Source organism: Mesorhizobium sp. RIZ17, from assembly GCF_051127865.1.
Lineage (GTDB): Bacteria > Pseudomonadota > Alphaproteobacteria > Rhizobiales > Rhizobiaceae > Mesorhizobium > Mesorhizobium humile.
This window is the reverse complement of sequence record NZ_CP147861.1, coordinates 4,355,510-4,380,188: the sequence shown is the minus strand read 5'-3', so window position 1 is coordinate 4,380,188 and position 24,679 is coordinate 4,355,510. Positions and strand designations below refer to the sequence as shown.

The 24,679-nt window shown below is 64.0% G+C and carries 24 protein-coding genes; 17 read left to right on the top strand and 7 right to left on the bottom strand.

Going from position 1 to position 24,679, the window contains the following annotated elements:
- Positions 1-22 precede the first annotated feature (22 nt).
- The 3 genes from WDX12_RS20830 to WDX12_RS20820 all read left to right on the top strand — a co-directional run bounded on the left by WDX12_RS20830 (position 23) and on the right by WDX12_RS20820 (position 2,747).
- A complete protein-coding gene (locus tag WDX12_RS20830) occupies positions 23-304 on the top strand; it encodes an acylphosphatase (RefSeq protein WP_434721837.1) in 282 nt (93 codons plus the stop codon).
- Between the two features lie 582 nt (positions 305-886).
- Positions 887-1,534, top strand: a complete 648-nt coding sequence (locus tag WDX12_RS20825) for a TetR/AcrR family transcriptional regulator (RefSeq protein ID WP_434721836.1) — start codon at positions 887-889, stop codon at positions 1,532-1,534.
- Positions 1,535-1,583: 49 nt separating this feature from the next.
- Positions 1,584-2,747, top strand: coding sequence for an isovaleryl-CoA dehydrogenase (locus WDX12_RS20820; RefSeq protein ID WP_434721835.1), 1,164 nt, complete (start codon positions 1,584-1,586; stop codon positions 2,745-2,747).
- Here the strand turns inward: WDX12_RS20820 and WDX12_RS20815 are convergent.
- Positions 2,744-3,112 carry a type II toxin-antitoxin system HicB family antitoxin gene (locus WDX12_RS20815; protein ID WP_434721834.1) on the bottom strand — a complete coding sequence of 123 codons (369 nt, stop codon included), beginning with the start codon at positions 3,110-3,112 and terminating at the stop codon, positions 2,744-2,746. The two genes, WDX12_RS20820 and WDX12_RS20815, sit on opposite strands and share 4 nt — an antisense overlap.
- Complete coding sequence (locus WDX12_RS20810; RefSeq protein WP_434721833.1) at positions 3,109-3,363, bottom strand: type II toxin-antitoxin system HicA family toxin; 255 nt, start codon at positions 3,361-3,363, stop codon at positions 3,109-3,111. Before WDX12_RS20810 ends, WDX12_RS20815 begins: the two co-directional genes overlap by 4 nt.
- Positions 3,364-3,459: 96 nt before the next feature.
- On the opposite strand from WDX12_RS20810, the gene WDX12_RS20805 reads away from it, so the two are divergent.
- The 3 genes from WDX12_RS20805 to WDX12_RS20795 all read left to right on the top strand — a co-directional run bounded on the left by WDX12_RS20805 (position 3,460) and on the right by WDX12_RS20795 (position 7,707).
- Complete coding sequence (locus tag WDX12_RS20805; RefSeq protein ID WP_434721832.1) at positions 3,460-5,067, top strand: carboxyl transferase domain-containing protein; 1,608 nt, start codon at positions 3,460-3,462, stop codon at positions 5,065-5,067.
- A 2-nt stretch (positions 5,068-5,069) separates the two neighbouring features.
- Positions 5,070-5,600 (top strand): O-acetyl-ADP-ribose deacetylase, encoded by a 531-nt coding sequence (locus WDX12_RS20800; RefSeq protein WP_434721831.1) that lies wholly within the window; start codon positions 5,070-5,072, stop codon positions 5,598-5,600.
- A 142-nt stretch (positions 5,601-5,742) separates the two neighbouring features.
- Positions 5,743-7,707, top strand: a complete 1,965-nt coding sequence (locus WDX12_RS20795) for an acetyl/propionyl/methylcrotonyl-CoA carboxylase subunit alpha (RefSeq protein WP_434721830.1) — start codon at positions 5,743-5,745, stop codon at positions 7,705-7,707.
- A 124-nt stretch (positions 7,708-7,831) separates the two neighbouring features.
- On the opposite strand, the gene WDX12_RS20790 is transcribed toward WDX12_RS20795, so the two are convergent.
- Positions 7,832-8,953, bottom strand: a complete 1,122-nt coding sequence (locus WDX12_RS20790) for an ABC transporter substrate-binding protein (RefSeq protein WP_320294939.1) — start codon at positions 8,951-8,953, stop codon at positions 7,832-7,834.
- A 416-nt stretch (positions 8,954-9,369) separates the two neighbouring features.
- The gene (locus WDX12_RS20785) at positions 9,370-9,636 is read right to left on the bottom strand and encodes a sel1 repeat family protein (RefSeq protein ID WP_278077872.1); all 267 of its coding nucleotides are present in this window, start codon (positions 9,634-9,636) and stop codon (positions 9,370-9,372) included.
- A 179-nt stretch (positions 9,637-9,815) separates the two neighbouring features.
- Between WDX12_RS20785 and WDX12_RS20780 the strand changes: the two genes are divergently transcribed.
- The 7 genes from WDX12_RS20780 to WDX12_RS20750 all read left to right on the top strand — a co-directional run bounded on the left by WDX12_RS20780 (position 9,816) and on the right by WDX12_RS20750 (position 15,284).
- On the top strand, positions 9,816-10,061 hold the full coding sequence (locus tag WDX12_RS20780; protein ID WP_434721829.1) for a hypothetical protein: 246 nt from the start codon (positions 9,816-9,818) through the stop codon (positions 10,059-10,061).
- Positions 10,062-10,074: 13 nt separating this feature from the next.
- The gene (locus WDX12_RS20775) at positions 10,075-10,416 is read left to right on the top strand and encodes a DUF2147 domain-containing protein (RefSeq protein ID WP_140807574.1); all 342 of its coding nucleotides are present in this window, start codon (positions 10,075-10,077) and stop codon (positions 10,414-10,416) included.
- A gap of 97 nt (positions 10,417-10,513) precedes the next feature.
- Positions 10,514-11,884, top strand: coding sequence for an IS1182 family transposase (locus WDX12_RS20770; protein WP_434721828.1), 1,371 nt, complete (start codon positions 10,514-10,516; stop codon positions 11,882-11,884).
- A gap of 287 nt (positions 11,885-12,171) precedes the next feature.
- Positions 12,172-12,306, top strand: a complete 135-nt coding sequence (locus WDX12_RS20765) for a hypothetical protein (protein WP_320294937.1) — start codon at positions 12,172-12,174, stop codon at positions 12,304-12,306.
- 65 nt (positions 12,307-12,371) lie between these two features.
- On the top strand, positions 12,372-12,566 hold the full coding sequence (locus tag WDX12_RS20760; protein ID WP_320294936.1) for a hypothetical protein: 195 nt from the start codon (positions 12,372-12,374) through the stop codon (positions 12,564-12,566).
- Between the two features lie 127 nt (positions 12,567-12,693).
- Positions 12,694-14,151 carry an AMP nucleosidase gene (locus WDX12_RS20755; RefSeq protein WP_434721827.1) on the top strand — a complete coding sequence of 486 codons (1,458 nt, stop codon included), beginning with the start codon at positions 12,694-12,696 and terminating at the stop codon, positions 14,149-14,151.
- Positions 14,152-14,279: 128 nt separating this feature from the next.
- Positions 14,280-15,284 carry an endonuclease/exonuclease/phosphatase family protein gene (locus tag WDX12_RS20750; RefSeq protein WP_434725684.1) on the top strand — a complete coding sequence of 335 codons (1,005 nt, stop codon included), beginning with the start codon at positions 14,280-14,282 and terminating at the stop codon, positions 15,282-15,284.
- Between the two features lie 30 nt (positions 15,285-15,314).
- Here WDX12_RS20750 and WDX12_RS20745 read toward each other — a convergent pair whose 3' ends face one another.
- Together WDX12_RS20745 and WDX12_RS20740 are read right to left on the bottom strand one after the other, a co-directional pair.
- Positions 15,315-15,917: a DUF922 domain-containing protein gene (locus tag WDX12_RS20745; protein WP_434721826.1), complete on the bottom strand. Its 603-nt coding sequence runs from the start codon at positions 15,915-15,917 to the stop codon at positions 15,315-15,317.
- Positions 15,918-16,061: 144 nt separating this feature from the next.
- Positions 16,062-17,741, bottom strand: coding sequence for an electron transfer flavoprotein-ubiquinone oxidoreductase (locus WDX12_RS20740; protein ID WP_434721825.1), 1,680 nt, complete (start codon positions 17,739-17,741; stop codon positions 16,062-16,064).
- Between the two features lie 251 nt (positions 17,742-17,992).
- Between WDX12_RS20740 and WDX12_RS20735 the strand changes: the two genes are divergently transcribed.
- The 3 genes from WDX12_RS20735 to WDX12_RS20725 all read left to right on the top strand — a co-directional run bounded on the left by WDX12_RS20735 (position 17,993) and on the right by WDX12_RS20725 (position 20,507).
- Positions 17,993-18,631 (top strand): hypothetical protein, encoded by a 639-nt coding sequence (locus WDX12_RS20735; protein WP_320294932.1) that lies wholly within the window; start codon positions 17,993-17,995, stop codon positions 18,629-18,631.
- Positions 18,632-18,677: 46 nt separating this feature from the next.
- On the top strand, positions 18,678-19,604 hold the full coding sequence (locus tag WDX12_RS20730) for a uracil-DNA glycosylase (RefSeq protein WP_434721824.1): 927 nt from the start codon (positions 18,678-18,680) through the stop codon (positions 19,602-19,604).
- A gap of 90 nt (positions 19,605-19,694) precedes the next feature.
- Positions 19,695-20,507: a helix-turn-helix domain-containing protein gene (locus tag WDX12_RS20725; RefSeq protein ID WP_434721823.1), complete on the top strand. Its 813-nt coding sequence runs from the start codon at positions 19,695-19,697 to the stop codon at positions 20,505-20,507.
- 211 nt (positions 20,508-20,718) lie between these two features.
- Here the strand turns inward: WDX12_RS20725 and WDX12_RS20720 are convergent, their stop codons facing one another.
- A complete protein-coding gene (locus WDX12_RS20720; protein ID WP_434721822.1) occupies positions 20,719-21,666 on the bottom strand; it encodes a DMT family transporter in 948 nt (315 codons plus the stop codon).
- Positions 21,667-21,820: 154 nt separating this feature from the next.
- On the opposite strand from WDX12_RS20720, the gene pepN reads away from it, so the two are divergent.
- Entirely contained in the window at positions 21,821-24,466 is a 2,646-nt protein-coding gene (pepN, locus tag WDX12_RS20715) for an aminopeptidase N (protein ID WP_434721821.1), read from the top strand.
- Positions 24,467-24,679 lie beyond the last annotated feature (213 nt).

Here is a 24,679-nt window from a genome sequence, read left to right as displayed (position 1 = left end):
GGCGAAGGTTCTGGAGCGGACGATGCAAGGTGAGCAAAGAGCCGTTCGGGCGCGTGTTTACGGCACCGTGCAAGGTGTGAGCTACCGTGTCTGGACGCGCGGCGAAGCCACGCGCCTCGGGCTGACGGGTTGGGTACGCAACGAGCGCGACGGCTCGGTCGCCGCGCTGATTGCCGGCGCCGACGCCGCCGTCACGGCGATGATCGAACGCCTGTGGCAAGGGCCGCGGGGCGCGCTCGTCTCGAAGGTCGAGATCGAGGAAGCGACCGACGACGCGCCTGTGGACTTCAGGATCGTCACCTAGTTCCCCAACACAGTGATTTTGAAAGATTGCGGGCTTGTCGAGCAAAGGTCATCAACGTCCGTTGGAGTCGTCAGCGCAAAACGTTGGCGATAAGCTGAAGGCTCCTGAACCTCGTTATTCCAGGGCGGAGCAAGGAGCGAAGCGACGCGCGCAGACCCTGGAATCCATGCCGTTACCGAGACCGAAGTGTGCATCGGTGCAGAATTCTGGGCCGCTGCGACGCTTTCATGTCACGGCATGGATCCTCGGGTCTGCGCGCGTCGCTTCGCTCCTTGCTCCGCCCGTGGATGACGACCACGATAGGTGTCTCGGCCAATCGCCAAGGCAGAGGATCTGCCAACGCACACGAGCCAACCGGTCAAAACTTCTGTGTTGAGGAACTAAACCAGGTCGCGTGAAAAAGGATTCACGCGACCTGCTTTAAGTTTTTGATTTTAAGCATGTCTTTGTCCCGAAACCGGACCCACTTTCGGGAGACATGCTTTAGCCTCATCTTGTCTTCGCAAACCAAGGAAGGAATGGGTATACGATGCATCTTGAATTAATTGAACGTTCGTTTTATTATTGCCATTGGAGGCGAACATGGCACGCACCACAGGCTCCGACGGGGAAAAGACCGAAGCGGCCGTCCGCGAGGCGGCGGTCTGCCTGATCGCGCGCCTCGGCTACGAGGCGATGTCGATGCGGCAGCTGGCGGCGGAGGTCGGCGTGCAGGCGGCCGCCCTCTATCGCTATTTCCCGACCAAGGAAGACCTTCTGTTCACCTTGATGCGGGAGCATATGGAAGGCCTGTTGCAAGCTTGGGGCGTGGCGCGACCGGCCACGGTCGACCCGGTGAGCCGGCTTGCCGCTTATGTCGAAAACCACATCGCTTTCCATATCGGGCGGCGTCACGCCACCCATGTCTCAAACATGGAATTGCGCAGCCTTTCGCACGAAAGGCTGACGCAGATCCTCAAGATGCGCGCGGCCTATGAGAAAGAGCTGCGCACCATCCTGCGCGACGGCGCCGAGGCCGGTGTCTTTCAGGTCGACGACACCGGGCTCACCGCCATGGCACTGATCCAGATGATGACCGGCGTCATCGTCTGGTTCCGGCCGGGCGAACGACTGTCGATCGCGGAAGTCACCACGACATATCTTTCGATGACAATGCGCCTGGTCGGCGCGACAATCAGCCATGGCACCGCGCGTCCCTCGGGGCGCGCCAGGGACGCCGTGGTACTCTGATACGGGCACGATCTCCGCGAAGACCGGGGCGTGCGCAGCGAGGAACGGCATGTACACGAAAACGCTGAACTTCGGACTTGATCCCGACATCGAAGCGTTGCGCGACACCGTGCGGCGCTTCGCTCAGGACAGGATCGCGCCGATCGCGGCCGAGATCGACCGTTGCAATGAATTTCCCGCGCATCTTTGGGGCGAGCTCGGCGCGCTTGGCCTGCTCGGTATCACCGCCGACCCCGATTTCGGCGGGACCGGCATGACCTATCTCGCGCATGTCGTGGCCATGGAGGAGATTTCGCGCGCTTCGGCCTCGGTCGGTCTCTCCTACGGCGCGCATTCGAACCTCTGCGTCAACCAGATCAACCGCTGGGCCACCCCGGCGCAGAAGGAGAAGTACCTGCCTGCCCTTTGCTCGGGCGAAACGGTCGGCGCGCTGGCGATGTCGGAACCAGGCGCCGGCTCGGACGTGGTGTCGCTCAGGCTGCGCGCCGAAAAGCGCAACGACCGCTATGTGCTCAACGGCTCGAAAATGTGGATCACCAACGGCCCCGATGCCGGAACGATGGTGGTCTACGCCAAGACCGATCCCGAACGCCATTCGCGCGGCATCACAGCCTTCATCGTCGAGAAGACGATGGCGGGCTTTTCAGTCGCGCAGAAGCTCGACAAGCTCGGCATGCGCGGCTCCAACACCGGCGAGCTCGTCTTCGAAAATGTCGAGGTGCCGTTCGAGAATGTGCTGCATGAGGAAGGGCGCGGTGTCGAGGTGCTGATGTCGGGGCTCGATTATGAGCGCGCGGTGCTTTCCGGTGGCCCGATCGGGCTTATGGCGGCCTGCCTCGACGTGGCGGTCCCTTACGTGCATGAGCGCAAGCAGTTCGGCCAGCCGATCGGCACGTTCCAGCTGGTGCAGGGCAAGCTCGCCGATATGTATTCGACGATGAACGCCGCGCGGGCTTACGTCTATGCGGTGGCCGCCGCCTGCGACCGCGGCGAGACGACGCGCAAGGACGCCGCCGGCTGCGTGCTCTTCGCGGCCGAGAAAGCAACGCAGATGGCGCTCGACGCCATCCAGCTGCTCGGCGGCAACGGCTATATCAACGACTATCCGACAGGCCGGCTGCTGCGCGACGCCAAGCTCTACGAGATCGGCGCCGGCACCAGCGAAATCCGTCGCTGGCTGATCGGCCGCGAGATCATGGCGGAGGAGGTTTAGTGCGCGCGGGTCGTCACCTTCGTCGAACCTTCGTCGATCCGCTTACGGGCCGCTTCGGCGAGCGTGTCCGACACCCATTGATTGATCGACTTGCCGTCGCTGGAGGCCGCTCGGCTCACAAGACGATGGACTTCCGGCGTGGTGCGCAGAGCGAGTTTGCCAGAAAATGGTTTTTCTGGCTCCTTGCCCTGTTCAGCGCAAAATTCGAGGTAGTCGTCGACGCATTCATGAAAAGCCGTCAGCAATTCTTCTGCCGAATTGGCTTCGTATGTGAAGATGTCGCGAATACCCACGATACGACCGTGAAACACAACATCGGTTTCATCGAACTCGATCGTTCCCAAATATCCCTTGTAAGGCTTCATAGTTCAACACCTGACTCTATCAGGAAAGTCCTGACCTCTCGGATCACGTATGCTTTCGCATCTGGCGATGGATGCGGCCGATGCAATCGAAGCGTTATTCCATTCAATGTGAATCGGACCCGCGAGCCGGGTCCTTCGGACACTCGCGCGCCGAGCGCAACCAGCAAAGCCTCAACATCTCGCCATTTGATCGAAGCGCTGACCGGATTTGCAAATATCTTATCCAGCGTCTGCCGATGCGCTGTCTTCATGACTTTCCCCCCTCCCAATATCGAATACAATTCCTCTCGGGGTTGGGGCGAGAGCCCGAAGTGATACTAAAATATGATATCATTTGAGGTTCGTCAATGCCCGCCCTCGCCTCTCAGATCTCCCCCTCCTCCGACACCTTCCGCGCCAATGCCGAGCGCATGCGGGCACTGGTCGCCGATATCGCCGAGAAGGCGGCAAGCGTCGAGCGCGGCGGCTCCGATGAAGCCCGCGAACGCCACGTCTCACGCGGCAAGCTTTTGCCGCGCGAACGGCTGGCGCAACTGCTCGACACCGGCTCGCCCTTCCTCGAGGTCGGCCAGTTCGCGGCTTGGTCGATGTATGGCGAAGACATTGCGTCGGCCGGCATCATCACCGGCGTAGGCCGCGTCGAGGGCCGGGAAGTGATGGTCGTCGTCAACGACGCCACGGTGAAGGGCGGCACCTATTATCCTTTGACGGTGAAGAAGCATCTCAGGGCGCAGGAGATCGCGCTGCAGAACAACCTACCCTGCATCTACCTGGTCGACAGCGGCGGCGCCAACCTGCCAAACCAGGACGAGGTCTTCCCCGACCGCGAGCATTTCGGCCGCATCTTCTACAACCAGGCCAACATGTCGGCGGCCGGCATCCCGCAGATCGCCTGCGTCATGGGGTCCTGCACTGCCGGCGGCGCCTATGTGCCCGCGATGTCGGACGAGACGATCATGGTGCGCAACCAGGCGACCATTTTTCTCGGCGGCCCGCCGCTGGTGAAGGCCGCCACCGGCGAGGATGTCAGCGCCGAGGAGCTCGGTGGCGCCGATGTGCACACCAGGCTTTCCGGCGTTGCCGACCACTACGCCATGGACGATGAACACGCCCTGGCCATTTGCCGGCGCATCATCAGGAACCTGAATCGGCACAAGGCCGTAAGTCTCGATCTGCAGAAGTCGATTCGACCGCTCTACGATCCGCAGGAACTTTACGGCGTCGTGCCGACGGATTTGCGCCAGCCCTACGATGTGCGCGAGGTGATCGCGCGGCTGGTCGACGGTTCGGAGTTCGACGAGTTCAAGCAGAATTACGGCACCACCCTGGTCACCGGCTTTGCCCATCTGCATGGCATGCCCGTCGGCATCATCGGTAACAATGGCGTGCTGTTTTCCGAAAGCGCGCTGAAGGGCGCGCATTTCATCGAGCTTTGCTGCCAGCGCGGCATTCCGCTGATCTTCCTGCAGAACATCACCGGCTTCATGGTCGGGCGAAAATACGAGGCCGGCGGCATCGCCAAGGACGGCGCCAAGCTTGTGATGGCGGTCGCCACAGCAAAGGTGCCGAAGCTCACCGTGATCATCGGCGGCTCGTTCGGCGCCGGCAATTACGGCATGTGCGGCCGCGCCTATTCGCCTCGCTTCCTGTGGATGTGGCCGAATGCGCGCATCTCGGTGATGGGCGGCGAGCAGGCGGCGACCGTGCTCGCCATGGTCAAGCGCGACGGCATCGAGCGCAAGGGCGGCGAGTGGAGCGCCGAGGAGGAGGCTAAATTCCGCAAGCCGATCCTGATGAAATACGAGCATGAAGGCCACCCGCTCTATTCCTCGGCAAGGCTCTGGGACGACGGCATCATCGATCCGGCCAGGACGCGCGAGGTGCTGGCGCTCAGCCTTTCGGCGGCACTCAATGCCGGGGTCGAGGAGACGAAGTTCGGCGTGTTCAGGATGTGACGATGAGCACTCTTGGCGACAGGATCCGCATCCACACCGGCGACATCACCAGGCTTTCGGTGGACGCTATCGTCAACGCCGCCAATTCATCACTGCTCGGCGGTGGTGGGGTCGACGGCGCCATCCACCGCGCCGCCGGGCCGGAGCTGCTCGCCCAATGCCGGATGCTCAACGGCTGCAAGACCGGCGATGCCAAGCTGACCAAGGGCTATCGGCTGCCGGCGCGCTACGTCATCCACACGGTCGGACCGGTCTGGCAGGGCGGCGGCAAGGGCGAAGCCGAACTGCTCGCCTCCTGCTACCGGCGCTCGCTCGAAATCGCACTCGGCCATGATTGTCGGACGGTGGCATTTCCGGCGATCTCGACCGGCATCTACGGCTATCCGAAAGATCAAGCGACGGAAATCGCCGTTGGCGCCGTAAGCGGCTTCCTGCAACAGAATGCAGCGCCTGATACGATTACCTTTTGCTGCTTCGATGAGCCAATGGCGGAGCTATATCGGCGGGCCGTTGCTGCCATTGGTGAAGGCTGACCTTGATGACCAAAAAGGCTGCTCAAGAGATGACCTCGGTAGAGCACTCCCTTGGTAAGGGAGAGGTCCATGATGTTGAACGAATGCGCCGGCGGGACAGCGCCCCCCTTGCCGCGAAGCACACTCTAGCTGCGGAGGCTCCATGTTCGGCAAGATCCTGATCGCCAATCGCGGCGAGATTGCCTGCCGCGTCATCCGCACCGCCCGCAAGCTCGGCGTGCGGACCGTGGCCGTCTATTCCGACGCGGACGCCAAGGCCCTGCATGTCGAGATGGCCGACGAGGCGGTGCATATCGGCCCCTCGCCCGTCGGCGAGAGCTATCTGCGCGGCGACAAGATCGTGGCGGCGGCACTCGCCACCGGCGCAGAAGCCATCCATCCCGGCTACGGCTTCCTGTCGGAAAACCCCGACTTCGTCGACCAGGTGACGGCGGCGGGCCTCGTCTTCATCGGCCCTTCCGCCGCCTCGATCCGCGCCATGGGATTGAAGGACGCCGCCAAGCGGCTGATGGAAACGGCCGGCGTGCCCGTGGTGCCGGGTTATCACGGCGAGGCGCAGGAGATCGTGCTGCTTGCCTCCAAGGCGCGCGAGATCGGCTACCCCGTCCTGATCAAGGCGCGCGCCGGCGGTGGCGGCAAGGGCATGCGGCGGGTCGACCACCCCGACGATTTCTCGGAAGCGCTTTCCGGCGCGCGGCGCGAAGCGAAAGCGGCGTTCGGCGACGATCGCGTGCTGGTGGAAAAATATGTCGACAAGCCGCGTCATATCGAAGTCCAGGTGTTCGGCGACAATTTCGGCAATGCGGTGCATCTCTACGAACGCGACTGCTCGGCGCAGCGCCGCCATCAGAAGGTGATCGAGGAGGCGCCCGCCCCGGGCATGACGCCCGCGCTGCGCAAGGCAATGACGGAGGCGGCCGTGAAGGCCGCCAAGGCGATCAATTATTCGGGCGCCGGCACGATCGAGTTCATCGTCGATGCCTCCCAGGGGCTCAAGGCCGACCGCTTCTGGTTCATGGAGATGAACACGCGGCTGCAGGTCGAGCACCCTGTTACCGAGATGGTCACCGGCGTCGATCTGGTCGAATGGCAGCTTCGCGTCGCGTCCGGCGAAAAACTGCCGAAAACGCAAGGCGACATCGCGCTTGCCGGCCACGCTTTCGAGGCGCGCCTCTATGCCGAGGACGCCGCGAAGGGATTCCTGCCGGCGACCGGCACGCTGCATCATCTCAAATTCCCGGACGCTGCGACGGAAGGCGCCGCCATGCGCATCGAGACCGGCGTGCGTGCCGGCGACGCGATCTCGCCTTTCTATGATCCGATGATCGCCAAGCTGGTGGTGCACGGCAAGGACCGGGCCACGGCGCTCGGCGCGCTGCGCGAGGCGCTTGCCCGGACCGAAGTGGCCGGCTCGACCGTCAACACCGCCTTCCTGGCGGCGCTCGCGGCCGACGCCGATTTCGCGGCGGGCGACGTCGATACCGGTTTGATCGGCCGGCATCAGGAGGCACTCACCGCCATTCCCGCGCCGGGCGACAAGACGATCGCAGCCGCGGCGCTGGCCGCGACGGACGCCGGTGCGCCGGGTCCAGTGGCCGATCCATGGTCCACGCTTTCCGGCTATGCGCATTTCCACGCGCTCGCGCGCCGCATTCGCCTGCACTATCGTGAGGAAAACATCCTGGCCAGGGTTTCGGCACGACCGGACGGCCGCTTCCAGGTGGCGCTAGAGGCTCCGCACGATGCGGTGAACACGCATGATCTGAGGACCATGCCGCATGCCGTCCGCTGGCCTGGCCACGTCACCGTCTTCGAGGGTGCGGTCGGCTATACGTTTACGGTTCCCGATCCGCTCGCCAAGGCCGACGAGGCGGGAGCGGCCTCTGGCAGCCTGCGCGCGCCGATGCCGGGGCTTGTCAAGCTGGTGCGCGCCGCGGCGGGCGATGCCGTGATCAAGGGCCAGCCGCTCTTGATCCTCGAAGCGATGAAGATGGAGCACATGATCGCCGCCCCGCATGACGGCGTGATCGCCGAAATCGCGACCGAGGGCGCGCAGGTCAGCGACGGCACGGTGCTGGTGCGGTTCGCCGATACAGAGGGTAGCTAGCACCAAAGCGTCGGCGGGACAGAGGGGGGCGCCGTAGAGAGCCGACCCATACGCTCAAGCCCGCGCGCCAAAACGAAAATGGCCGGGACGAGCCCGGCCATCTTCATAAATTACCTAACCGAATTTACGGCTTGATCGGCGCGTATTTGCCGTCGTGCCACTGGTTGATGTCGTAGCTGGCGTTCTTCAGGTCGCCCTTCTCGTCGAAGATGACGTCGCCGACGACAGTGCTGATCGGCTTGCCGTCCTTGAGCGCCTCGGCGACCTTGGCCGGATCGTCGCTGCCGGCGCGCTTGACGCCCTCGGCGACAGCCTGGATCACGGCGTAGGAGAACAGCGTGAAGCCTTCCGGCGTGAAGCCGCCGGCCTTGATCTTGGCGACGGCGTCCTTCGCTTCGGGCTTGGCCTGCGGGTCCGACGGGAAGACGAACATGGTGCCTTCACCGGCCGGCCCGGCGACCTGCCAGAATTCCGGCGAGGCGATCGAGTCCGGCATGATCAGCTGGAACTTGACGTTCTGCTCGGCCGCCTGGCGCAGGATCAGGCCAGCCTCGGGATGGTAGCCGCCGAAATAGACGACGTCGGCCTTCAGTTCCTTCAGCTTGGTGACCAAGGCCGAATAGTCCTTCTCGCCGGCGTTGATGCCTTCATAATCGACTTCCTTCAGGCCGCCGGCATTCATCGTCGCCTTCACCGCATCGGCAACGCCCTGGCCGTAGGCGCTCTTGTCGTGCAGGACGACAACGTTCTTGCCGGCGTATTTCTTGGCGATCCACGGACCGATGAAGGCGCCCTGCGCATCGTCGCGCGTGTAGAGGCGCATGATGGTCGGCCAGCCGGACTTGGCCGCGGCGTCGGTCAGCACCGGGTTGGACGATGCCGGGCTCATCATCAGCGTGCCGGCTTCGGCGTAGACGGCCGAGGCCGGAATGCTCGAGCCCGAGCAGGCATGGCCGTCGACGAACTTGATGCCGTTGGCGACGATGCGGTTGGCCACCGAGACCGCCTGCTTCGGATCGCACTGGTCATCCTCGATGTCGAGCTTGATCTGGGAGCCGTTGACGCCGCCGGCGGCATTGATCGCGTCGGCGGCAGCCTTCGCGCCCTGCTTGAACTGGTCACCGATGGTGGCGAGCTGGCCGGTCATCGGGCCGACCACCGAAATGGTGATGTCGTCGGCGAAGGCAACCGGGGCGCTCATCATCAGGCCAAATGCGGCCGCGCTCAAAATACCCAATTTTTTCATGGCTATAAGAACTCCTCCACTTGCGCGCGCCGCTCCGGCCGCGCTTCTTCCACAGAGCCGGGACAATTTCACCCTTCGCCGAAACTGTCGAGAGCACAATGCGGAAGGTTTTGGTTCATTTAGGCGGGGATTTCTTGGGCCACACGGCCGATTACCAAGCGTAATGCAAAAAGCCGCGCCGACCTTGTTTCGGTCGGTCGCGGCTTTTGCAGTCGAGCTCTCCAGACGCCCCCGCGCCCGAAACCCGCTCGCTTCCCTGTATCTAGTGGACCATGATCTCATCCGAAAACCGGACCCACTTTTCGGGATCATGGTCGGCGCGGCTCTGGCTTGTTGGCCTGCCGCGTTCTTGGTCTTGTCTAACGGCCGTCTTGTTGCGGCCTTGTCCCCTGAACCCTTCGCACCGGTCCTCAGGATCAGTGCATCGTCATCCATTCGCGCGCTTCGCGCAGCGCCTTGGCGATGTCAGCCTTCGACATCGTGGCCGACAGCTCGGAGCGCAGTTCGGCGGCGCGGGCCGAGCCCTTGATCGCGGCGATGTTGAACCATTTGTGGGCGGCAACGACATCGGTCTCGCAATCGCGGCCGGTCGCATACATCATGCCCAGTTCGAAAAGAATGTCGGCCTGGGCAGTTGCCCCCATGGCGCCGAAGCCGTCTTCGAGCATTTCAAAGCGTGCCATTTCAATCCCCTGTCTGGCTCCCGAGAGCCGCCTCCTTTTTCCCTTGGTGTCCCTCGGGGCGGGCTGCTCTTTCGATGCTTTCGAGGATGACGGCTGGCCTTGAATCCGTCGTTAAATGGCTTGCTTAATTTGAGGAAAACAAAGCTAAAACAAGAGGTAAACGCGGAAAATCGTTAAGCATGGGAATCCAGCGTTTCAGCCATTTTGCTTCAAATTCGATGAAAATTGCCGAGCCCGGAATCAAGACTTCGCTAACCACGGAAACCGAAGCGCTTTTCGAGTTTCGTTTATTCCGGGCCATGGCGGCCACGAAAATCCTTGCAACCTTCCGTCGCGGCACCGCTTTTGTTTTGGCGGGAGCTGGATTAGCTTTACCTTTGCGTAAGGGGCAGGAAGGCGGACCGGAGCCCGCCACGACCCCATAGGGAGGTGGACAAGATGTTTCGAAAGATGAGCTTGGCCCTGGCGGCCACCTTGATCATGGCGGGTGCCGCGTGGGCCGACCCGATCGAAGGCAGTTGGAAGACGCAATCGGGCGAGACGGCGACGATCGGCGGCGGCGGCTCATTCTCCATCACGCTCAAGACGGGCAAATATGCCGGCAAGACGATCGGCTCGCTGAAGGCGGCCGGCGACAACAAATATGCCGGCAACATCACCGACCCGGCCAACGACAAGACCTATTCCGGCAAGGCGACGCTTACGGGCACGACGCTCAAGATGAGCGGCTGCGTGCTCGGCGGCCTGATCTGCAAGAGCCAGACCTGGCACAAGCTCTGATCGCCAATTCCAGACCCATCCGAAACGGGGCCGAACGGCCCCGTCAGACTGCTGACAAACCCCTGGCTTTTGCCGGGGGTTTTTGATTCACTGGGTCATGTTGAAGCGACCCGCCCCCGAACAGACCGCGCTTGAGATGGTAACGTTGGATCAGCTGGTTCCGGCTGATCATCTGCTTCGCAAGATCGATCGCGCGATCGACTTTTCCTTCATCCACGATCTGACGGCGCCGTTGTACTGCGCCGACAATGGGCGCCCGCCGCTGGACCCGACCTTGATGTTCAAGGCGCTGTTTGTTGGCTACCTGTTCGGGGTGCGCTCGGAACGTCAGTTGGTGCGCGAGATCGAGGTCAATGTCGCCTATCGCTGGTTCCTGCGGCTGAAGCTGACGGACAAGGTGTTCGACGCCTCGACACTGTCGCAGAACCGTCGGCGGCGTTATCAGGACGAGAGCATTGCACAAGCGATCTTCGACAAGATTGTCGAGCAGGCGATCGGGGCGGGTCTGGTGGATGGGACGGTGCTCTATACCGACAGCACGCACCTGAAGGCCAACGCCAACAAGGGCAAGTACGACCTTGCCATGGTCGCCAAGTCGCGCGCCGACTACTGGGCCGATCTCGACCGGGCCATCGAGGCCGAGCGGGCGCTGCATGGCCAGAAACCGCTGAAGGGCAAGGAGCGCAAGCCGCCGCAGAAGCAGACCAAGGTCTCGCGCGCCGACCCGGAGGCCGGCTACATGGTGCGCGAGGGCAAGCCGAAGGGCTTCTTCTACCTCGATCACCGCACGGTGGACGGGCGCTGCGGCATCATCACCGACACTTTCGCCACGCCGGCCAATGTGCACGACTCGATCGTCTATCTCGGCCGGCTGGACCGCCAGGTTGAGCGCTTCGGCTTCACCGTGGCGGCGGCGGGGCTGGATGCCGGCTACGCCACGCCGGGCATCGCCAAGGGCCTGGAAGACAGGAAGGTCAGGGGCGTCATCGGCTATCGCAACCCGACCCCACCCAAGCCCGGCAAGATGAGAAAGAGCGACTTCGTTTATGAACCGGATCTGGACGGCTATCGTTGCCCGCAGGGCCAGTTGCTCCCCTACGCCACCACCAATCGGGACGGCTACCGCCAATACAGGAGCGACCCGTCCATCTGCCGCGATTGTCCGCTGCTGGCCTCATGCACCTCAAACGCCAAGGCCGAGCGCACCATCACGCGCCACGTCTGGCAAGACGCGCGCGAGCGGGTCGACGCCAACCGGCTCACGGCATGGGGCAAGGCCATCTATCGCCGCCGCAAGGAAACCGTCGAGCGATCCTTCGCCGATGCCAAGCAGCTCTTCGGCCATCGTTATGCCCGCTTCCGAGGGCGCACACGCGTCGCCTGCCAGTGCCTGATCGCAGCCGCCGCCCAGAACATGAAAAAGATCGCAATCAGCCTCTGGCCAAAGCCAAAACCAAGCCTCGCATGAGGCCAATCCGCCGCCGTGCCTTCCTGACAGTTGCTCCGGACACCAACTTACTCAGCTCAATCAATACGCAAAAACAAAACCCCGCCGAAATCGACGGGGTTTGTCAGCGGTCTGACGGGGCCGAACGGCCCCGTTTTCTTTTGGAGCGGCTGCGCCCCCCGGAGCCGCGCTCTGGCATCGACACCTGTTCAAGACCTCGTCAATCAATTTGAACCGCAGATGAATACCGGTCTCAGAACCGGTTCAGAGGCATTCCGGCATTCTCTCCCGCATTAAAGGAGAGAGAAATGCTTGCCCGCCGCTTCACCATCGTCTGCCTGCTGATGAGCCTGTTCGGCATGTTCTTCGCCATCCTGGTGGCGGAGGCCGGTCACTCGACCCGCTCGTGGGAACGGCCGACGGCTTCATTCTCGGCTCCGTGAACCAAGTGAAGCGCTGAAACGACAAAGCTGAAAGCGACCAAGCTGAAATTCGGGACACCACCAAAATGAACCGCCTCACCACCACCGCAACGAAGACCCTGAGGCTGCTGCCGCGGGCGACGCTCATCCTGATGCTGCTCGCCGCCCCGGTGCTGGCCGTGCCGATGATGCGCGCCGGCACGGGCAACACGATCGAAGCGCCGCCGCAAAAGAACACCGGCTTAGGCTTCGTATTGCTGATCAGCCTGCAGCGCGGGTAGCACGAGCCGAAGAAAAACGATGCGTCGGACCCCTTCACGGCTGCCGACCCCTCCCAACCGCTCTTCCAAATCTCTATATTGAGCCATGGAAAAGCGAATCTACCCCCAAGCCATCGAATCTGTCGTCATGCCGGAGCCCTTCGGCAAGCAGAGCTTCCACGACGCGAAAAGAGCCGTCGCGGCGCTGCAGGCGCTCTACGACCGCAACACCAAATTCCTGCGCGATTCCTTCGCCGCGCTTGCCGCGGGCGGCGACGAGAGCAAGCGCTACCGGGCCTTCTATCCGCAGATCGGCGTCACCACGACCTCGTTCAGCCAGGTCGACTCGCGCCAGGCCTATGGCCATATGCCGACGCCGGGGCATTTCGCCACCACGATCACGCAGCCGCAACTGTTCGAAAACTATCTCATCGAGCAGTTGAGGCTCATCATGCGCAATCACGGCGTGACGGTGACGGTGGCGGAATCGACAACACCCATCCCGCTGCATTTCGCCTTCCTGGAAGGCACCTATGTCGACGGCGCGGACGCCGAGCGCATAAAGCGGCCGATCCGCGACCTGTTCGACGTGCCGGATCTCGACGGCACCGACGACCAGATCGCCAACGGCACTTTCGAGGTGGCGTTCGGCGAGCCAAGGCCGCTGGCGCCGTTCACCGCGCAGCGGATCGATTATTCGCTGCACCGCATGACGCATTACACGGCGACCAGCCCGCAGCACTTCCAGAACTTCGTGCTGTTCACCAACTACCAGTTCTACATCGACGAGTTCGTGGCGCGGGCCCGCGAGCTGATGGCCGCTGGCGACAGCGGTTATGTCGAGTTCGTCGAGCCCGGCAATGTCGTGACCCGCAACGGGGCAACGGCCTCCGAAGGCACGCCGCCGCAGCGTCTGCCGCAGATGCCGGCCTACCACCTGAAGAAGCCCGGCCATGGCGGCATCACCATGGTCAATATCGGCGTCGGCCCTTCCAACGCCAAGACGATCACCGACCATATCGCAGTGCTTCGTCCGCATGCCTGGGTGATGCTCGGCCATTGCGCGGGCCTGCGCAACACGCAGGCGCTGGGCGACTACGTGCTGGCCCACGCCTATGTGCGCGAGGACCATGTGCTGGACGACGACCTGCCGGTCTGGGTGCCGATCCCGCCGCTGGCCGAAATCCAGGTGGCGCTGCAGGAAGCGGTCGCCGAAGTGACCGGGCTTTCCGGCTACGATCTCAAGCGCATCATGCGCACCGGCACCGTCGCCACCATCGACAACCGCAACTGGGAGCTGCGCGACCAGCGCGGACCGGTGCAGCGCCTGTCGCAGTCGCGCGCCATCGCGCTCGACATGGAATCGGCCACCATCGCCGCCAACGGCTTCCGCTTCCGCGTGCCTTACGGGACGCTGCTGTGCGTCTCCGACAAGCCGCTGCATGGCGAGCTGAAGCTGCCCGGCATGGCGACCGAGTTCTACAAGCGGCAGGTGGCGCAGCATCTCACCATCGGCATCAGGGCGATGGAGAAGCTGGCCGAAATGCCGATGGAGCGGCTGCATTCGCGCAAGCTCAGAAGCTTTTCCGAGACGGCGTTCCAGTAGGCGCGTACCGGCCAACCGCTGGCGAGGCAATCGGTCGTCTTGCTTGGGCCGCAATTTGGCCGATAAGCGATCCGGATGGAAGGCTGGGGCGGTCGGAGCAAATGACAACGGGCGGTGCGCGCTTGAGCATGATGGCTCAGCTGACATTCCTTGCGATGATGGCATGCTCGGCAGCGCTGCTGGCCGGGTTCTTCGGCACGCTGCACCCGGCCTTCGATTCCTTCTCGCATTTCCGCATGCATCTGAGCCTGCTGACGGCCTTGCTCGCGCTGGTGCTGCTTGCCGGTTCCTACCGGCTGCAAGCCGTCGCGGCGCTGGTCTTCGCCATCGCCTGCTTCGCGACAACGACGAGCGCGCTGCCGAGATTGTCGACGCAGCAGGCAATCGCAAAGCCGGCCGACCGGATCACCTACAGCCTGCTGCAGATGAACCTGCGCTTCAACAACCCGACGCCGAAGAAGGTGCTGTCGCTGATCGGCCGGACCAATCCGGACGTCATCACGCTCGACGAAGTGTCCGGCATGTGGGCGAAGGAGCTTGGCTATATTGGCAGCGCTTATCCCTATCGCATCCTTTGCGACTATCCCAACGGCATATTCGGCGTCGCGCTGCTTTCGCGCCGTCCCTTCGCCGCCGGCACCGGACCGCGTTGCGAGCCGCGCGGCGCGATGGCGACCGCCACGATCGATTTCAACGGCGTTCCGGTCGACGTCGCAGCGATCCATCTGAGCTGGCCGTGGCCGAAGGAGCAGTACTGGCAGATCGGTGAACTGGCGGAACCGCTGGGCGCGCTCGGCGAAACCGCCATCATGGCCGGCGACTGCAACGCCGTGCCGTGGAGCGCGGCGGTGCGGCGGGTGGCGCGGCTTGGCGGCATGACGCTGATGCCGTCGGCCGGCCCGACCTGGATCCACCGCACGCTGCCTGATTTCCTGCGCCGTTACGCGGGCCTGCCGATCGACCAGGTGTTCAGCAAGGGCGGGGTGGCGATCCTCTCCTCGGCCCGACTGGAGGATACCGGCTCCGACCATCTGCCCGTGCTGGTCGAATTCACGCTGCGGCCCGAGGCGCCCGATGACGAGCACAAGTCGGCGCTGGCGGCGAATGAAGGGCCCGGCAAGCCGCGAGGCTGACGCCCGCCTGGCAGGCGAGCGGGCTGGAGTTCAGTTCCTCCCCATCAGCGCGTGGGCCATCCGGTCGACATGGCCGCCGTCGCGATGCTCACGCGCGTCGAAGGCGTTCTGCTTGGCCTCATACTGCGCATAGATGGCGTCTATCCGGCGCCTGGCCTCGCGATGGGTGGCGCTGCAGAACCAATTGTCGGCAAGCGCGAGGCCGGCAATGGACTTGTCGGTGGCGCGCATCATGGCCTTGGCGATGCGGCCATGGTGGTGCTCGTGAGCATGGACACCGGCGAGGAAGCGCCGCCAGCGCCGCTCGAGCCTAGCTGTCGGCGGCGAAGCCAGACGGGGAAAAGTGTAGGTGAGTTCCATCGTTCCGTCGGCGCCCCGCAACCTGCAGACGCCGTCGTCGCGATGCACGTCCAAGTTCCAGTTCACCACATAGCTGGTGTCGGCGATGGCGCGGGTCATAAAGCCGTGCTTGGGACCTTTGCTGTTCATCGCCTCGACCAGGGCAGCCCCCGTCGCGCCGGCGATGTCATAGCTGCGCGTCGTGACCAGCACCTTGGTGCCGGCCACGGCCTCCGGTGCGATGCCGCACAGCCCGCCGAGCATGACGAGGCATGTAAGAACCGCCAGGCGCATGGCCCATTTGCTCCCTATCCGCAAAGAAGGAACTATAAGCCGGGTGCAATTTCAAGCTTGAGCGCTTGAAACGCCGTTACGGGCCGGCCGGAACCGCGGGACGTTGCCGAACAGCGGTCGAGACGGCGCTGCCGGCAGCGCGGCTCACATGCCCTGATAGACCGGTCCCTCGCCACCCTGCGGCGGCACCCAGTTGATGTTCTGGTTCGGATCCTTGATGTCGCAGGTCTTGCAGTGCACGCAGTTCTGCGCGTTGATGACGAAGCGCACGTCTTTGGCCGACGGGTCGGCTGCGGCGTTGCCGTCCTTGTCCACCCACTCATAGACGCCGGCCGGGCAGTAGCGGGTCGAAGGACCGGCGAAGACATCGTGTTCGGAGCGCTGCTGCAGCGCCATGTCGCCGACGATCAGATGGGTCGGCTCGTTTTCCTCATGGTTGGTGTTGGACAAAAACACCGAGGACAGCCGGTCGAAGGTCAGCACGCCATCCGGCTTCGGATAGGCGATCTTCTGATGCTCGGAGGCTGGCTCGAGCGTCGCGTAGTCGGCCTTGCCGTGCTTCAGCGTGCCGAAGGGCGAGAAGCCGAACAGCGTGTTCAGCCACATGTCGAGGCCGCCGATGCCGACGCCGACGATGGTGCCGAAGCGCGACCAGAGCGGCTTGACGTTGCGGACCTTCTTCAGGTCCTTGCCGATGTCGGTGCCGCGCCAGGCGTCTTCATAGGAAGCGAGCTCGTCATTGGCGCGGCCGCCGGCGATCGCCTCGGCCACATGCTCGGCCGCCAGCATGCCGGACAGCACCGCATTATGCGAACCCTTGATGCGCGGAACGTTGACGAAGCCCGCCGCGCAGCCCATCAGCACGCCGCCCGGGAAGGACAGCTTCGGCACCGACTGCCAGCCACCCTCGGTGATGGCGCGCGCGCCATAGCCGATGCGCTTGGCACCCTGGAAGGTGCCGGCGATCGCCGGATGGGTCTTGAAGCGCTGGAACTCCTCGAAGGGCGACAGATAGGGGTTCTTGTAGTTGAGGTGGACGACGAAGCCGACCGCCACCTGGTTGTCTTCCAGATGGTAGAGGAAGGAGCCGCCGCCGGTCTTCATGTCGAGCGGCCAGCCGAAGGAATGCTGCACGAGGCCCGGCTTGTGGTTCTCGGGCTTGACCTGCCAAAGTTCCTTGAGGCCGATGCCATATTTGCCGGGTTCGCGGCCTTCGGAGAGTTTGTATTTGGCGATGAGCTGCTTGGCTAAAGAGCCGCGTGCGCCCTCGCCGATCAGCACATATTTGCCCATCAGCGCCATGCCCGGAGCGTAGGCCGCGCCATGCGTGCCGTCCTTCTCGACGCCCATGTCGCCGGTGATGACGCCGGTGACGGCGCCGGCCTCGTTGTAGACGAGGCTTGCCGCCGCGAAACCCGGATAGATCTCGACGCCCAGCGCCTCGGCCTTGGTCGCCAGCCAGCGGCAGACATTGCCGAGCGAGACGATGTAGTTGCCGTGATTGTTCATCAGCGGCGGCATCAGGAAGTTCGGCAGGCGGAAAGAGCCGGCGGGGCCAAGCACCAGGAAATGATCGTCGGTGACCGGGGTCTTGAACGGGTGATCGCCCTCCTCGCGCCAGCCTGGCAGCAGTCGGTCGATGCCGATCGGATCGACAACCGCGCCGGACAGGATATGCGCGCCGACCTCGCCGCCCTTCTCCAGGACGACCACGGAAAGATCGGCGTTGAGCTGCTTCAGACGGATAGCCGCGGCAAGGCCGGCGGGACCTGCGCCGACGATCACCACGTCGAATTCCATGCTCTCGCGTTCGATTTCGCTCATCGACCCCTCTATAGCTTGCCGCATTCTCGCATTGTGCTGGCTCATGCGCTGCATAGCGCATCAATTCGCGACGCGAAACCGGCGTGGACGTGACAACGCCGATTTCGACAAAAAGTCGCGGTTTTCCCTACGAAAAGGCTGCCGCGCAGGCCATGGCCAAGCATAGGCCAGCGCCATTTGGTTGGAAGGCCAGGCGGTAACGGCATGTTTTTAATTGTTCGGCGGCTTGGTTATCGGCAATACTTCAAGCCATGCGCAGTCCAGAGCCGTCCGGCTTTCCATCGAAGCGCTTACTCTTCACGCCAGGCTTGGCCTGGCGCGCGGTTCTTCCGCTCCTCTTTTTGACCGCGCAGGCGCAGGCGGATCCGGTGAAGGTCTGGACCACCGGCGCCTATTCCTTCTCCGACGAGCTGGGCGGCTTCCGCATCACAGGCGCTTCCGGCATCGGCACCAAGGAAGACCCGCTGATCATCAAGGAGGAACTGAACACAGCGACCCCGGTGACGCTGACGATCCGCGCGACCAAGCCGATCGAGCCGTTCGGCAAGGCAGGCGAGGTCGCCAACGGCGTGATGTACATGCGCATCGACGTGCTCAACAACAGCGCCCTGCCTTGGGTGGAGTTCCAGTTCGAGCTGCAGGAAATCCTCGACCAGCCAAGCGTGTTCGGCGATGGCCTGTCCTTCGATCAGCGCAACAAGACGCCGGACAACATCTGGTCGAGCAACTTCGCCGATTTCGAACGCAAGTTCGAACCTTACGACCAGCTTCTGTTCAGGAACGGCAAGGTCGACCCGTTGAAGACGGCGACGTTCGATTTCCTGATCACCGACTACACGCCGCGCTGGACGTTTTACATCGTGCAGGACCCGCGCATACCGACGGGATGATCTGATCGCGGTTGCAAATCGACGCCGCGCGGACGATGGTGGCGCCATGACTGCCGCCTCGCCCCGCACACCAGCCGAGATCGCCGAACTGCTTGCCTTCTATGCCAGCGCCGGCGTCGACGAGGCGCTTGAGGACGCGCCGATCAACCGGTTTGCCGAAGCGGTGGCGAAGTCGGCCGAACGCAGGCCGGCCGAGCGGGCGCCAGCCGCGCCGCGCCGTGAAGCCAGGCCCGAGAGCCCAACGACACCCGAGCGGGCTCCGGAACCAGCTAAGACACCCAACCCGCCGGCGCCCTTATCCGGCCTCGACGCGAGCAATATTCCAGACGCACCGGCACGCGTGCCGGCCGCCGCCGTCCCCGACGAGGCACAGGCGGCCGCGGCGCGGCAGCTTGCGGCCCGCGCGACGACGCTCGATGAGTTGCGCCAGCACATGGCCGCCTTCGACGGCTGCAACCTCAAATTCACCGCGAAGAACCTGGTCTTTGCCGACGGCAATCCGAACGCCGACCTGATGCTGGTCGGCGAAGCGCCGGGCCGCGACGAGGACCTCGAAGGCCTGCCCTTTGTCGGCCGCTCCGGCCGACTGCTCGACCGCATGCTGGCGGCGATCGGCCTCGACCGCAACTCGGCCTATATCGCCAATGTCATTCCGTGGCGGCCGCCGGGCAACCGCACGCCGACGCCGCACGAGACCGAAATCTGCCGGCCCTTCATCGAAAGGCAGATCGAGCTGGTCAATCCAAAAGTGCTGGTCAATCTCGGCGGCCCGTCGGCCAAGACGCTGCTCAACACGACCGAGGGGATCCTGCGCCTGCGCGGCAATTGGCGGGTGCACACGACCGCTTCGGGGATCGCCATTCCGGCGATGCCGACACTGCACCCGGCCTATCTCTTGAGGACGCCGGCGCACAAGAAACTGGCGTGGCGGGATTTTCTCGAGGTGAAGGCGAAGCTGAGGGGGTTGGCGTGAGCGCTCTTCCCTTCTCCTGTTGCGGGAGAAGGTGGAGCTATAACCTCCCAGGTAATTGAATTACTCCCCTCGCCGCCCTACTCATCCCCCATGACCGCATCCGACATTTCCGCCGGCGGCCTGATCCGCGAATGGCGTACGCGGCGCCGCATGAGCCAGCTCGACCTCGCCATGGAGGCCGACATCTCGCAGCGGCATCTCTCCTTCGTCGAAAGCGGCCGCGCCCAGCCGTCGCGCGACATGGTGCTGCATCTGGCCGAGCAACTGGCGATTCCGCTCCGCCAGCGCAACCAGCTCCTGCTCGCAGCGGGCTTCGCGCCGAGCTACAGCGAGAAGCCGCTCACCGATGCAACGCTGGCGCCGGCGCTCGCCGCGGTCGAGACCGTGCTCAAGGGCCACGAACCCTTTCCGGCGCTGGCGGTGGACCGGCACTGGAACCTCGTTTCTGCGAACACCGCGATTGCGCCGTTGCTCGCCGACATCTCCGAAGCGTCGCTGCTCGCGCCGCCTGTCAACGTGCTCAGGCTCAGCCTCCATCCGGGCGGCGTTGCGCCGCGCATCGTCAACCTGGCGGAGTGGCGCGCACATCTGCTGGAGCGGCTGAAGCACCAGAACGACGCCACCGGCGACCCGGTGCTGATCGAGCTGGAGCGCGAGCTGCGCACCTACCCGTCCGGGCTGAAGAACAGCCGGCCCGCGCCGGTCGAACCGAGCGGCATCGTGCATCCGCTCAAGCTCGCGCATGGCGATCAGGTGCTGTCCTTCATCAGCACCATCACCGTGTTTGGCACGCCGCTGGACGTCACACTGTCTGAGCTGGCGATCGAATCCTTTTTCCCGGCCGACGAGCAGACAAGGGCAGTGCTGGTGCAGCTGGCGAAAGAGCGGGGCGCTAACCAGTAGCCTCGGCGGGACAGCACCCCTCTCTGTCCTACCGGACATCTCCCCCGCAAGGGGGGAGATTGGCAGCTTCCGCGCCTCGCACATCTTGCACCGTTGGTGTTTGGCGAAAGCAGTGGCGACATCCGATCTCCCCCCTTGCGGGGGAGATGGCCGGCAGGCCAGAGGGGGGTGTGCCGGAACTCGGCCTTCGAGGTTTTCTTTTGGAAACAGATCACCCCTGCGGCGGCGCGGCCGTCCTGGTGCGCGTGCGCTCCAGGCCCAGTTGCCGCTCGCGCCAGATGATGAAGATGCCGGCGGCGACCACGATCATGCCGCCGACGAGCGTGTTGGGCGACGTCACGTCGCCGAACACCAGATAGCCGACGACGACGCCGAGGATCATCGAGGTGTATTCGAAGGGCGCCACGACCGAGGCTTCGGCGTGGCGATAGGCCGCCGTCATCAGGATCTGGCCGAGCCCGCCGCAGAAGCCGGCGAAGACAAGCAGCGCGGACTGCATCGGCGTCAGCGCCTGCCAGCCGAAGGGCAGCGTGAAGAGCGACAGCACGGACGCCGTCGAGGAGAACCACAGCACGATGGTCGCCGTCTTCTCCGTCTGCACGAGATTGCGCACCAGAAGCATGGCGACGGCCGAGATGGCCGCGGCGATGAGCGCGGCCATGACGCCCAGCACCTCCTGGTCGTCGAGGCCCTCGCCGGAGTTGAGCAGAGTCAGCTCGGGCCAGGAGATGATCAGCACGCCGGCAAGGCCGACCGCGACCGCGCTCCAGCGATAGATGCGGATCGTCTCGCCGAGGAAGATCGAGGAGAACACCACGACCAGCAGCGGCTGGGCGTAGTTCAGCGTGATCGCCTCCGGCAGCGGCAACCTGGTCAGCGCGAAGAAGCCGAGCCCCATGGCGCCGACGCCGACCACGCCGCGCGCGATGTGGTTGAACGGCCGCTTCGTGGTGAATGCGGTGGCGAGCTCTCTCTTGAAGGCCAGGAAGGCGATGATCGGGAAGATGGCGAAGAAGGAGCGGAAGAAGACGATCTGCCCCGCGGGCACGTCGCCGGCCACCTTGATGCAGGTCTGCATGCCAACGAAGACCGTCACCGAGACGATCTTCAGCGCGATGCCGCGCAGCGTGTCGTGGCCGACGGCGTGATCGACGGTCATCTTGCCTCGTGTTGATGGTCGGAAAACGAAGCCGCAAATGAGGCCTCTGCGCAGTTTTGTCGAGTGGCCGTTTCGTGTAAAGAGCGCGCACCTCAAAATTCTTGGACCAGCCAGACTGGCTGTCCGCCCTCAATCGACAGGAAAAGTCCAAGGAATGCGCACCGATACCGGCCATGTCTTCAAGCTCGAAGACTACCGCCCCAGCGACTATCTCATCCCCACGACCAGCCTGGACTTCCGGCTGTCGCCGGACGCGACCCATGTCACAGCGCTGCTTACCATCGAACGGCGCGAGGGCGTCGCCGCCTCGGCGCCGCTGGTGCTCGACGGCGACGGGCTGACGCTGCTCGGCGTGGCGATAGATGGGCGAGCGCTCGCGGCTGGCGACTACGAGGTGACACCGGACAAGTTGACGATCCTGAAGCCCCCGGCGGCGGCGCGCTTCGAGCTTCGCCTGGAGACGGAGATCGCACCTTCGCGCAATGAGGCGCTGATGGGACTCTACCGTTCCAACAATGTCTATTGCACCCAATGCGAGGCCGAGGGCTTTCGCCGCATCACCTATTTCCTCGACCGTCCGGATATCCTGTCGGTCTACACCGTGCGCGTCGAGGCAACGCACAACGAGGCTCCGTTGCTGCTTTCAAACGGCAATCCCGTCGAACGCGGCGCGCTCGCCAATGGCCGGCACTATGCGATCTGGCACGACCCTTTCCCCAAACCCTCCTATCTCTTTGCGCTGGTTGGGGGGGCGCTGGGCAAGGTGGCTGGCAGCTTCACCACCATGTCCGGCCGCGAGGTCGAGCTCGGCATCTATGTGGAGCCAGGCAAGGAGCGGCTCGCCGGCTATGCGATGGATGCGCTGAAGCGCTCGATGAAATGGGACGAGGAGGCCTTCGGCCGCGAATACGATCTTGACGTCTTCAACATCGTCGCCGTGTCGGACTTCAACATGGGCGCCATGGAGAACAAAGGCCTAAATGTCTTCAACGACAAATATGTGCTGGCCGACGAGGAGACCGCGACGGATGCCGACTTCGCCAATATCGAGGCGATCATCGCGCATGAGTATTTCCACAATTGGACTGGCAACAGAATCACTTGCCGCGACTGGTTCCAGCTCTGCCTGAAGGAAGGGCTGACGGTTTACCGCGATCATGAATTCTCCGCCGACCAGCGCTCGCGGGCGGTCAAGCGCATCGCCGAGGTGCGCACGCTGCGCGCGCACCAGTTCCCGGAAGACCAGGGGCCGCTGGCGCATCCGGTCAGGCCGCGGCGCTACCGCGAGATCAACAACTTCTACACGGCGACCGTCTACGAGAAGGGTTCGGAAGTGGTGCGCATGATCCGCACCATCGTCGGGCCGGAGACCTTCCGCGCTGGCATGGACCTCTATTTTGAGCGGCATGACGGCGAGGCAGCGACGATTGAGGATTTCCTCAAAGTGTTCGAGGATGTCTCGGGACGCGACCTGGCGCAATTCGCGCTCTGGTACCATCAGGCCGGCACGCCGAACCTGACGGTGAGCTCCGCGCACAATGCGGCGGCCAAGGAGTTCACGCTGGAGATCGAGCAGTCGGTGCCGCCGACGCCGTCGGAAAGCCGCAAGCGGCTGATGCATATTCCCCTTGCGTTCGGACTTGTCGGCGCCGACGGCAAGCCTGTCGCTTGGGACTCGGTCGAGGGCGCGGCAGTGGATGACGGCGTCATCCATATCCGCAAGCGCCGGCACACGGTGCGCTTCTCCGGCGTTTCGCAACGGCCTTCGGTGTCGCTCAATCGCGGCTTCTCGGCGCCGATCACGCTTTCCGTGCAGCAGAAAGCAGACGACCAGTTCTTCCTCGCGGCGCATGACAGCGACGCCTTCTCGCGCTGGCAGGCGTTCAACACGCTCTTGACCGACGCGCTGATCGCCGCCTTCCGCCAGATCCTCGGCGGCAAGGAGCCGGTCTTCGCAGCACGGCTCGGCGAGCTTGCCGGCAGGATCGCCGGCGACGAGGCGCTCGAGCCGGCCTACCGGGCGCTGGCGCTGGCGCTGCCGGGCGAAGCCGACATTGCCCGCGACATCGGCAGGGGCATCGACCCCGACGCCATATTCGCCGCGCGCGAAGCGTTGGCGCGGACGATCGCCGAGGCAAACCGCGAGACCTTCGCCACGCTCTATGAGAGGCTTGCCGACAGGGGTTCGTTCAGCCCGGACGCGGCGAGCGCCGGACGCAGGGCGTTGCGCAACACCTTGCTCGACTATCTTTCGCTGCTGCCGGGCGGTGCCACCCTCGCCGCGCGGCATTTCAATACCGCCACCAACATGACCGACCGCGCCGCGGCGCTTGCCGTGCTGGCGCATCGCCATTCTGGCACGGCCGAGGCCGAAGAGGCGCTGGCCGCCTTCGAGGCCCGCTATCGCGGCGACGCGCTGGTGCTCGACAAATGGTTCCAGATCCAGGCCGGCGTGCCCGGCGCGAAGACCGTCGTGAAGGTGCGCGAGCTCATGCGGCATCCGGCTTTCTCGATCGCCAACCCGAACCGGGTGCGTTCGCTGATCGGCACCTTCTCCAGCGCCAATCAGACCGGCTTCCACCGCCCCGATGGCGAAGGCTACCGCCTGTTCGCCGAGACGGTGCTGGAGGTCGAGAAGCGCAACCCGCAAGTGGCGGCACGGCTGGCGACGGCGCTGCGGTCCTGGCGCTCGCTGGAGCCCGGGCGGCAAGCCAAAGCCAGGCAGGCGCTGCTCGATATGGCCAAGGCCGAAAACCTGTCGGCGGATCTGCGCGACATAGTGGAACGGACGCTGGCCTAGGGCGCTCTTCCTTCCCCCCTTGTGGGAGAAGGTGTCGCCGCAGGCGACGGATGAGGGGTGCTCCAGGGAAAGCCAGCGTCTCACTCCGCTGGAACACCCCTCATCCGTCTCGGCGCTGCGCGCCGATCCACCTTCTCCCACAAGGGGAGAAGGGAAAAAGAGCAGATTTCAATCAACTTTTAATCTTTTTCGACCGCGCCACTGGACAAGGCG

What these genes read in the sequence shown, in the direction of transcription:
- WDX12_RS20795 (WP_434721830.1), top strand. Translation starts at nt 5,743, where the DNA reads ATGTTCGGCAAGATCCTGATCGCCAATCGCGGCGAGATTGCCTGCCGC.
- WDX12_RS20800 (WP_434721831.1), top strand. Translation starts at nt 5,070, where the DNA reads ATGAGCACTCTTGGCGACAGGATCCGCATCCACACCGGCGACATCACC.
- WDX12_RS20815 (WP_434721834.1), bottom strand. Translation starts at nt 3,112, where the DNA reads ATGAAGCCTTACAAGGGATATTTGGGAACGATCGAGTTCGATGAAACC.
- WDX12_RS20780 (WP_434721829.1), top strand. Translation starts at nt 9,816, where the DNA reads ATGGGAATCCAGCGTTTCAGCCATTTTGCTTCAAATTCGATGAAAATT.
- WDX12_RS20725 (WP_434721823.1), top strand. Translation starts at nt 19,695, where the DNA reads ATGACCGCATCCGACATTTCCGCCGGCGGCCTGATCCGCGAATGGCGT.
- WDX12_RS20830 (WP_434721837.1), top strand. Translation starts at nt 23, where the DNA reads ATGCAAGGTGAGCAAAGAGCCGTTCGGGCGCGTGTTTACGGCACCGTG.
- WDX12_RS20785 (WP_278077872.1), bottom strand. Translation starts at nt 9,636, where the DNA reads ATGGCACGCTTTGAAATGCTCGAAGACGGCTTCGGCGCCATGGGGGCA.
- WDX12_RS20805 (WP_434721832.1), top strand. Translation starts at nt 3,460, where the DNA reads ATGCCCGCCCTCGCCTCTCAGATCTCCCCCTCCTCCGACACCTTCCGC.
- WDX12_RS20760 (WP_320294936.1), top strand. Translation starts at nt 12,372, where the DNA reads ATGAACCGCCTCACCACCACCGCAACGAAGACCCTGAGGCTGCTGCCG.
- WDX12_RS20730 (WP_434721824.1), top strand. Translation starts at nt 18,678, where the DNA reads ATGACTGCCGCCTCGCCCCGCACACCAGCCGAGATCGCCGAACTGCTT.
- WDX12_RS20735 (WP_320294932.1), top strand. Translation starts at nt 17,993, where the DNA reads ATGCGCAGTCCAGAGCCGTCCGGCTTTCCATCGAAGCGCTTACTCTTC.
- WDX12_RS20740 (WP_434721825.1), bottom strand. Translation starts at nt 17,741, where the DNA reads ATGAGCGAAATCGAACGCGAGAGCATGGAATTCGACGTGGTGATCGTC.
- WDX12_RS20820 (WP_434721835.1), top strand. Translation starts at nt 1,584, where the DNA reads ATGTACACGAAAACGCTGAACTTCGGACTTGATCCCGACATCGAAGCG.
- WDX12_RS20750 (WP_434725684.1), top strand. Translation starts at nt 14,280, where the DNA reads ATGATGGCTCAGCTGACATTCCTTGCGATGATGGCATGCTCGGCAGCG.
- WDX12_RS20790 (WP_320294939.1), bottom strand. Translation starts at nt 8,953, where the DNA reads ATGAAAAAATTGGGTATTTTGAGCGCGGCCGCATTTGGCCTGATGATG.
- WDX12_RS20755 (WP_434721827.1), top strand. Translation starts at nt 12,694, where the DNA reads ATGCCGGAGCCCTTCGGCAAGCAGAGCTTCCACGACGCGAAAAGAGCC.
- pepN (WP_434721821.1), top strand. Translation starts at nt 21,821, where the DNA reads ATGCGCACCGATACCGGCCATGTCTTCAAGCTCGAAGACTACCGCCCC.
- WDX12_RS20810 (WP_434721833.1), bottom strand. Translation starts at nt 3,363, where the DNA reads ATGAAGACAGCGCATCGGCAGACGCTGGATAAGATATTTGCAAATCCG.
- WDX12_RS20745 (WP_434721826.1), bottom strand. Translation starts at nt 15,917, where the DNA reads ATGCGCCTGGCGGTTCTTACATGCCTCGTCATGCTCGGCGGGCTGTGC.
- WDX12_RS20720 (WP_434721822.1), bottom strand. Translation starts at nt 21,666, where the DNA reads ATGACCGTCGATCACGCCGTCGGCCACGACACGCTGCGCGGCATCGCG.
- WDX12_RS20825 (WP_434721836.1), top strand. Translation starts at nt 887, where the DNA reads ATGGCACGCACCACAGGCTCCGACGGGGAAAAGACCGAAGCGGCCGTC.
- WDX12_RS20775 (WP_140807574.1), top strand. Translation starts at nt 10,075, where the DNA reads ATGTTTCGAAAGATGAGCTTGGCCCTGGCGGCCACCTTGATCATGGCG.
- WDX12_RS20765 (WP_320294937.1), top strand. Translation starts at nt 12,172, where the DNA reads ATGCTTGCCCGCCGCTTCACCATCGTCTGCCTGCTGATGAGCCTGTTC.
- WDX12_RS20770 (WP_434721828.1), top strand. Translation starts at nt 10,514, where the DNA reads ATGTTGAAGCGACCCGCCCCCGAACAGACCGCGCTTGAGATGGTAACG.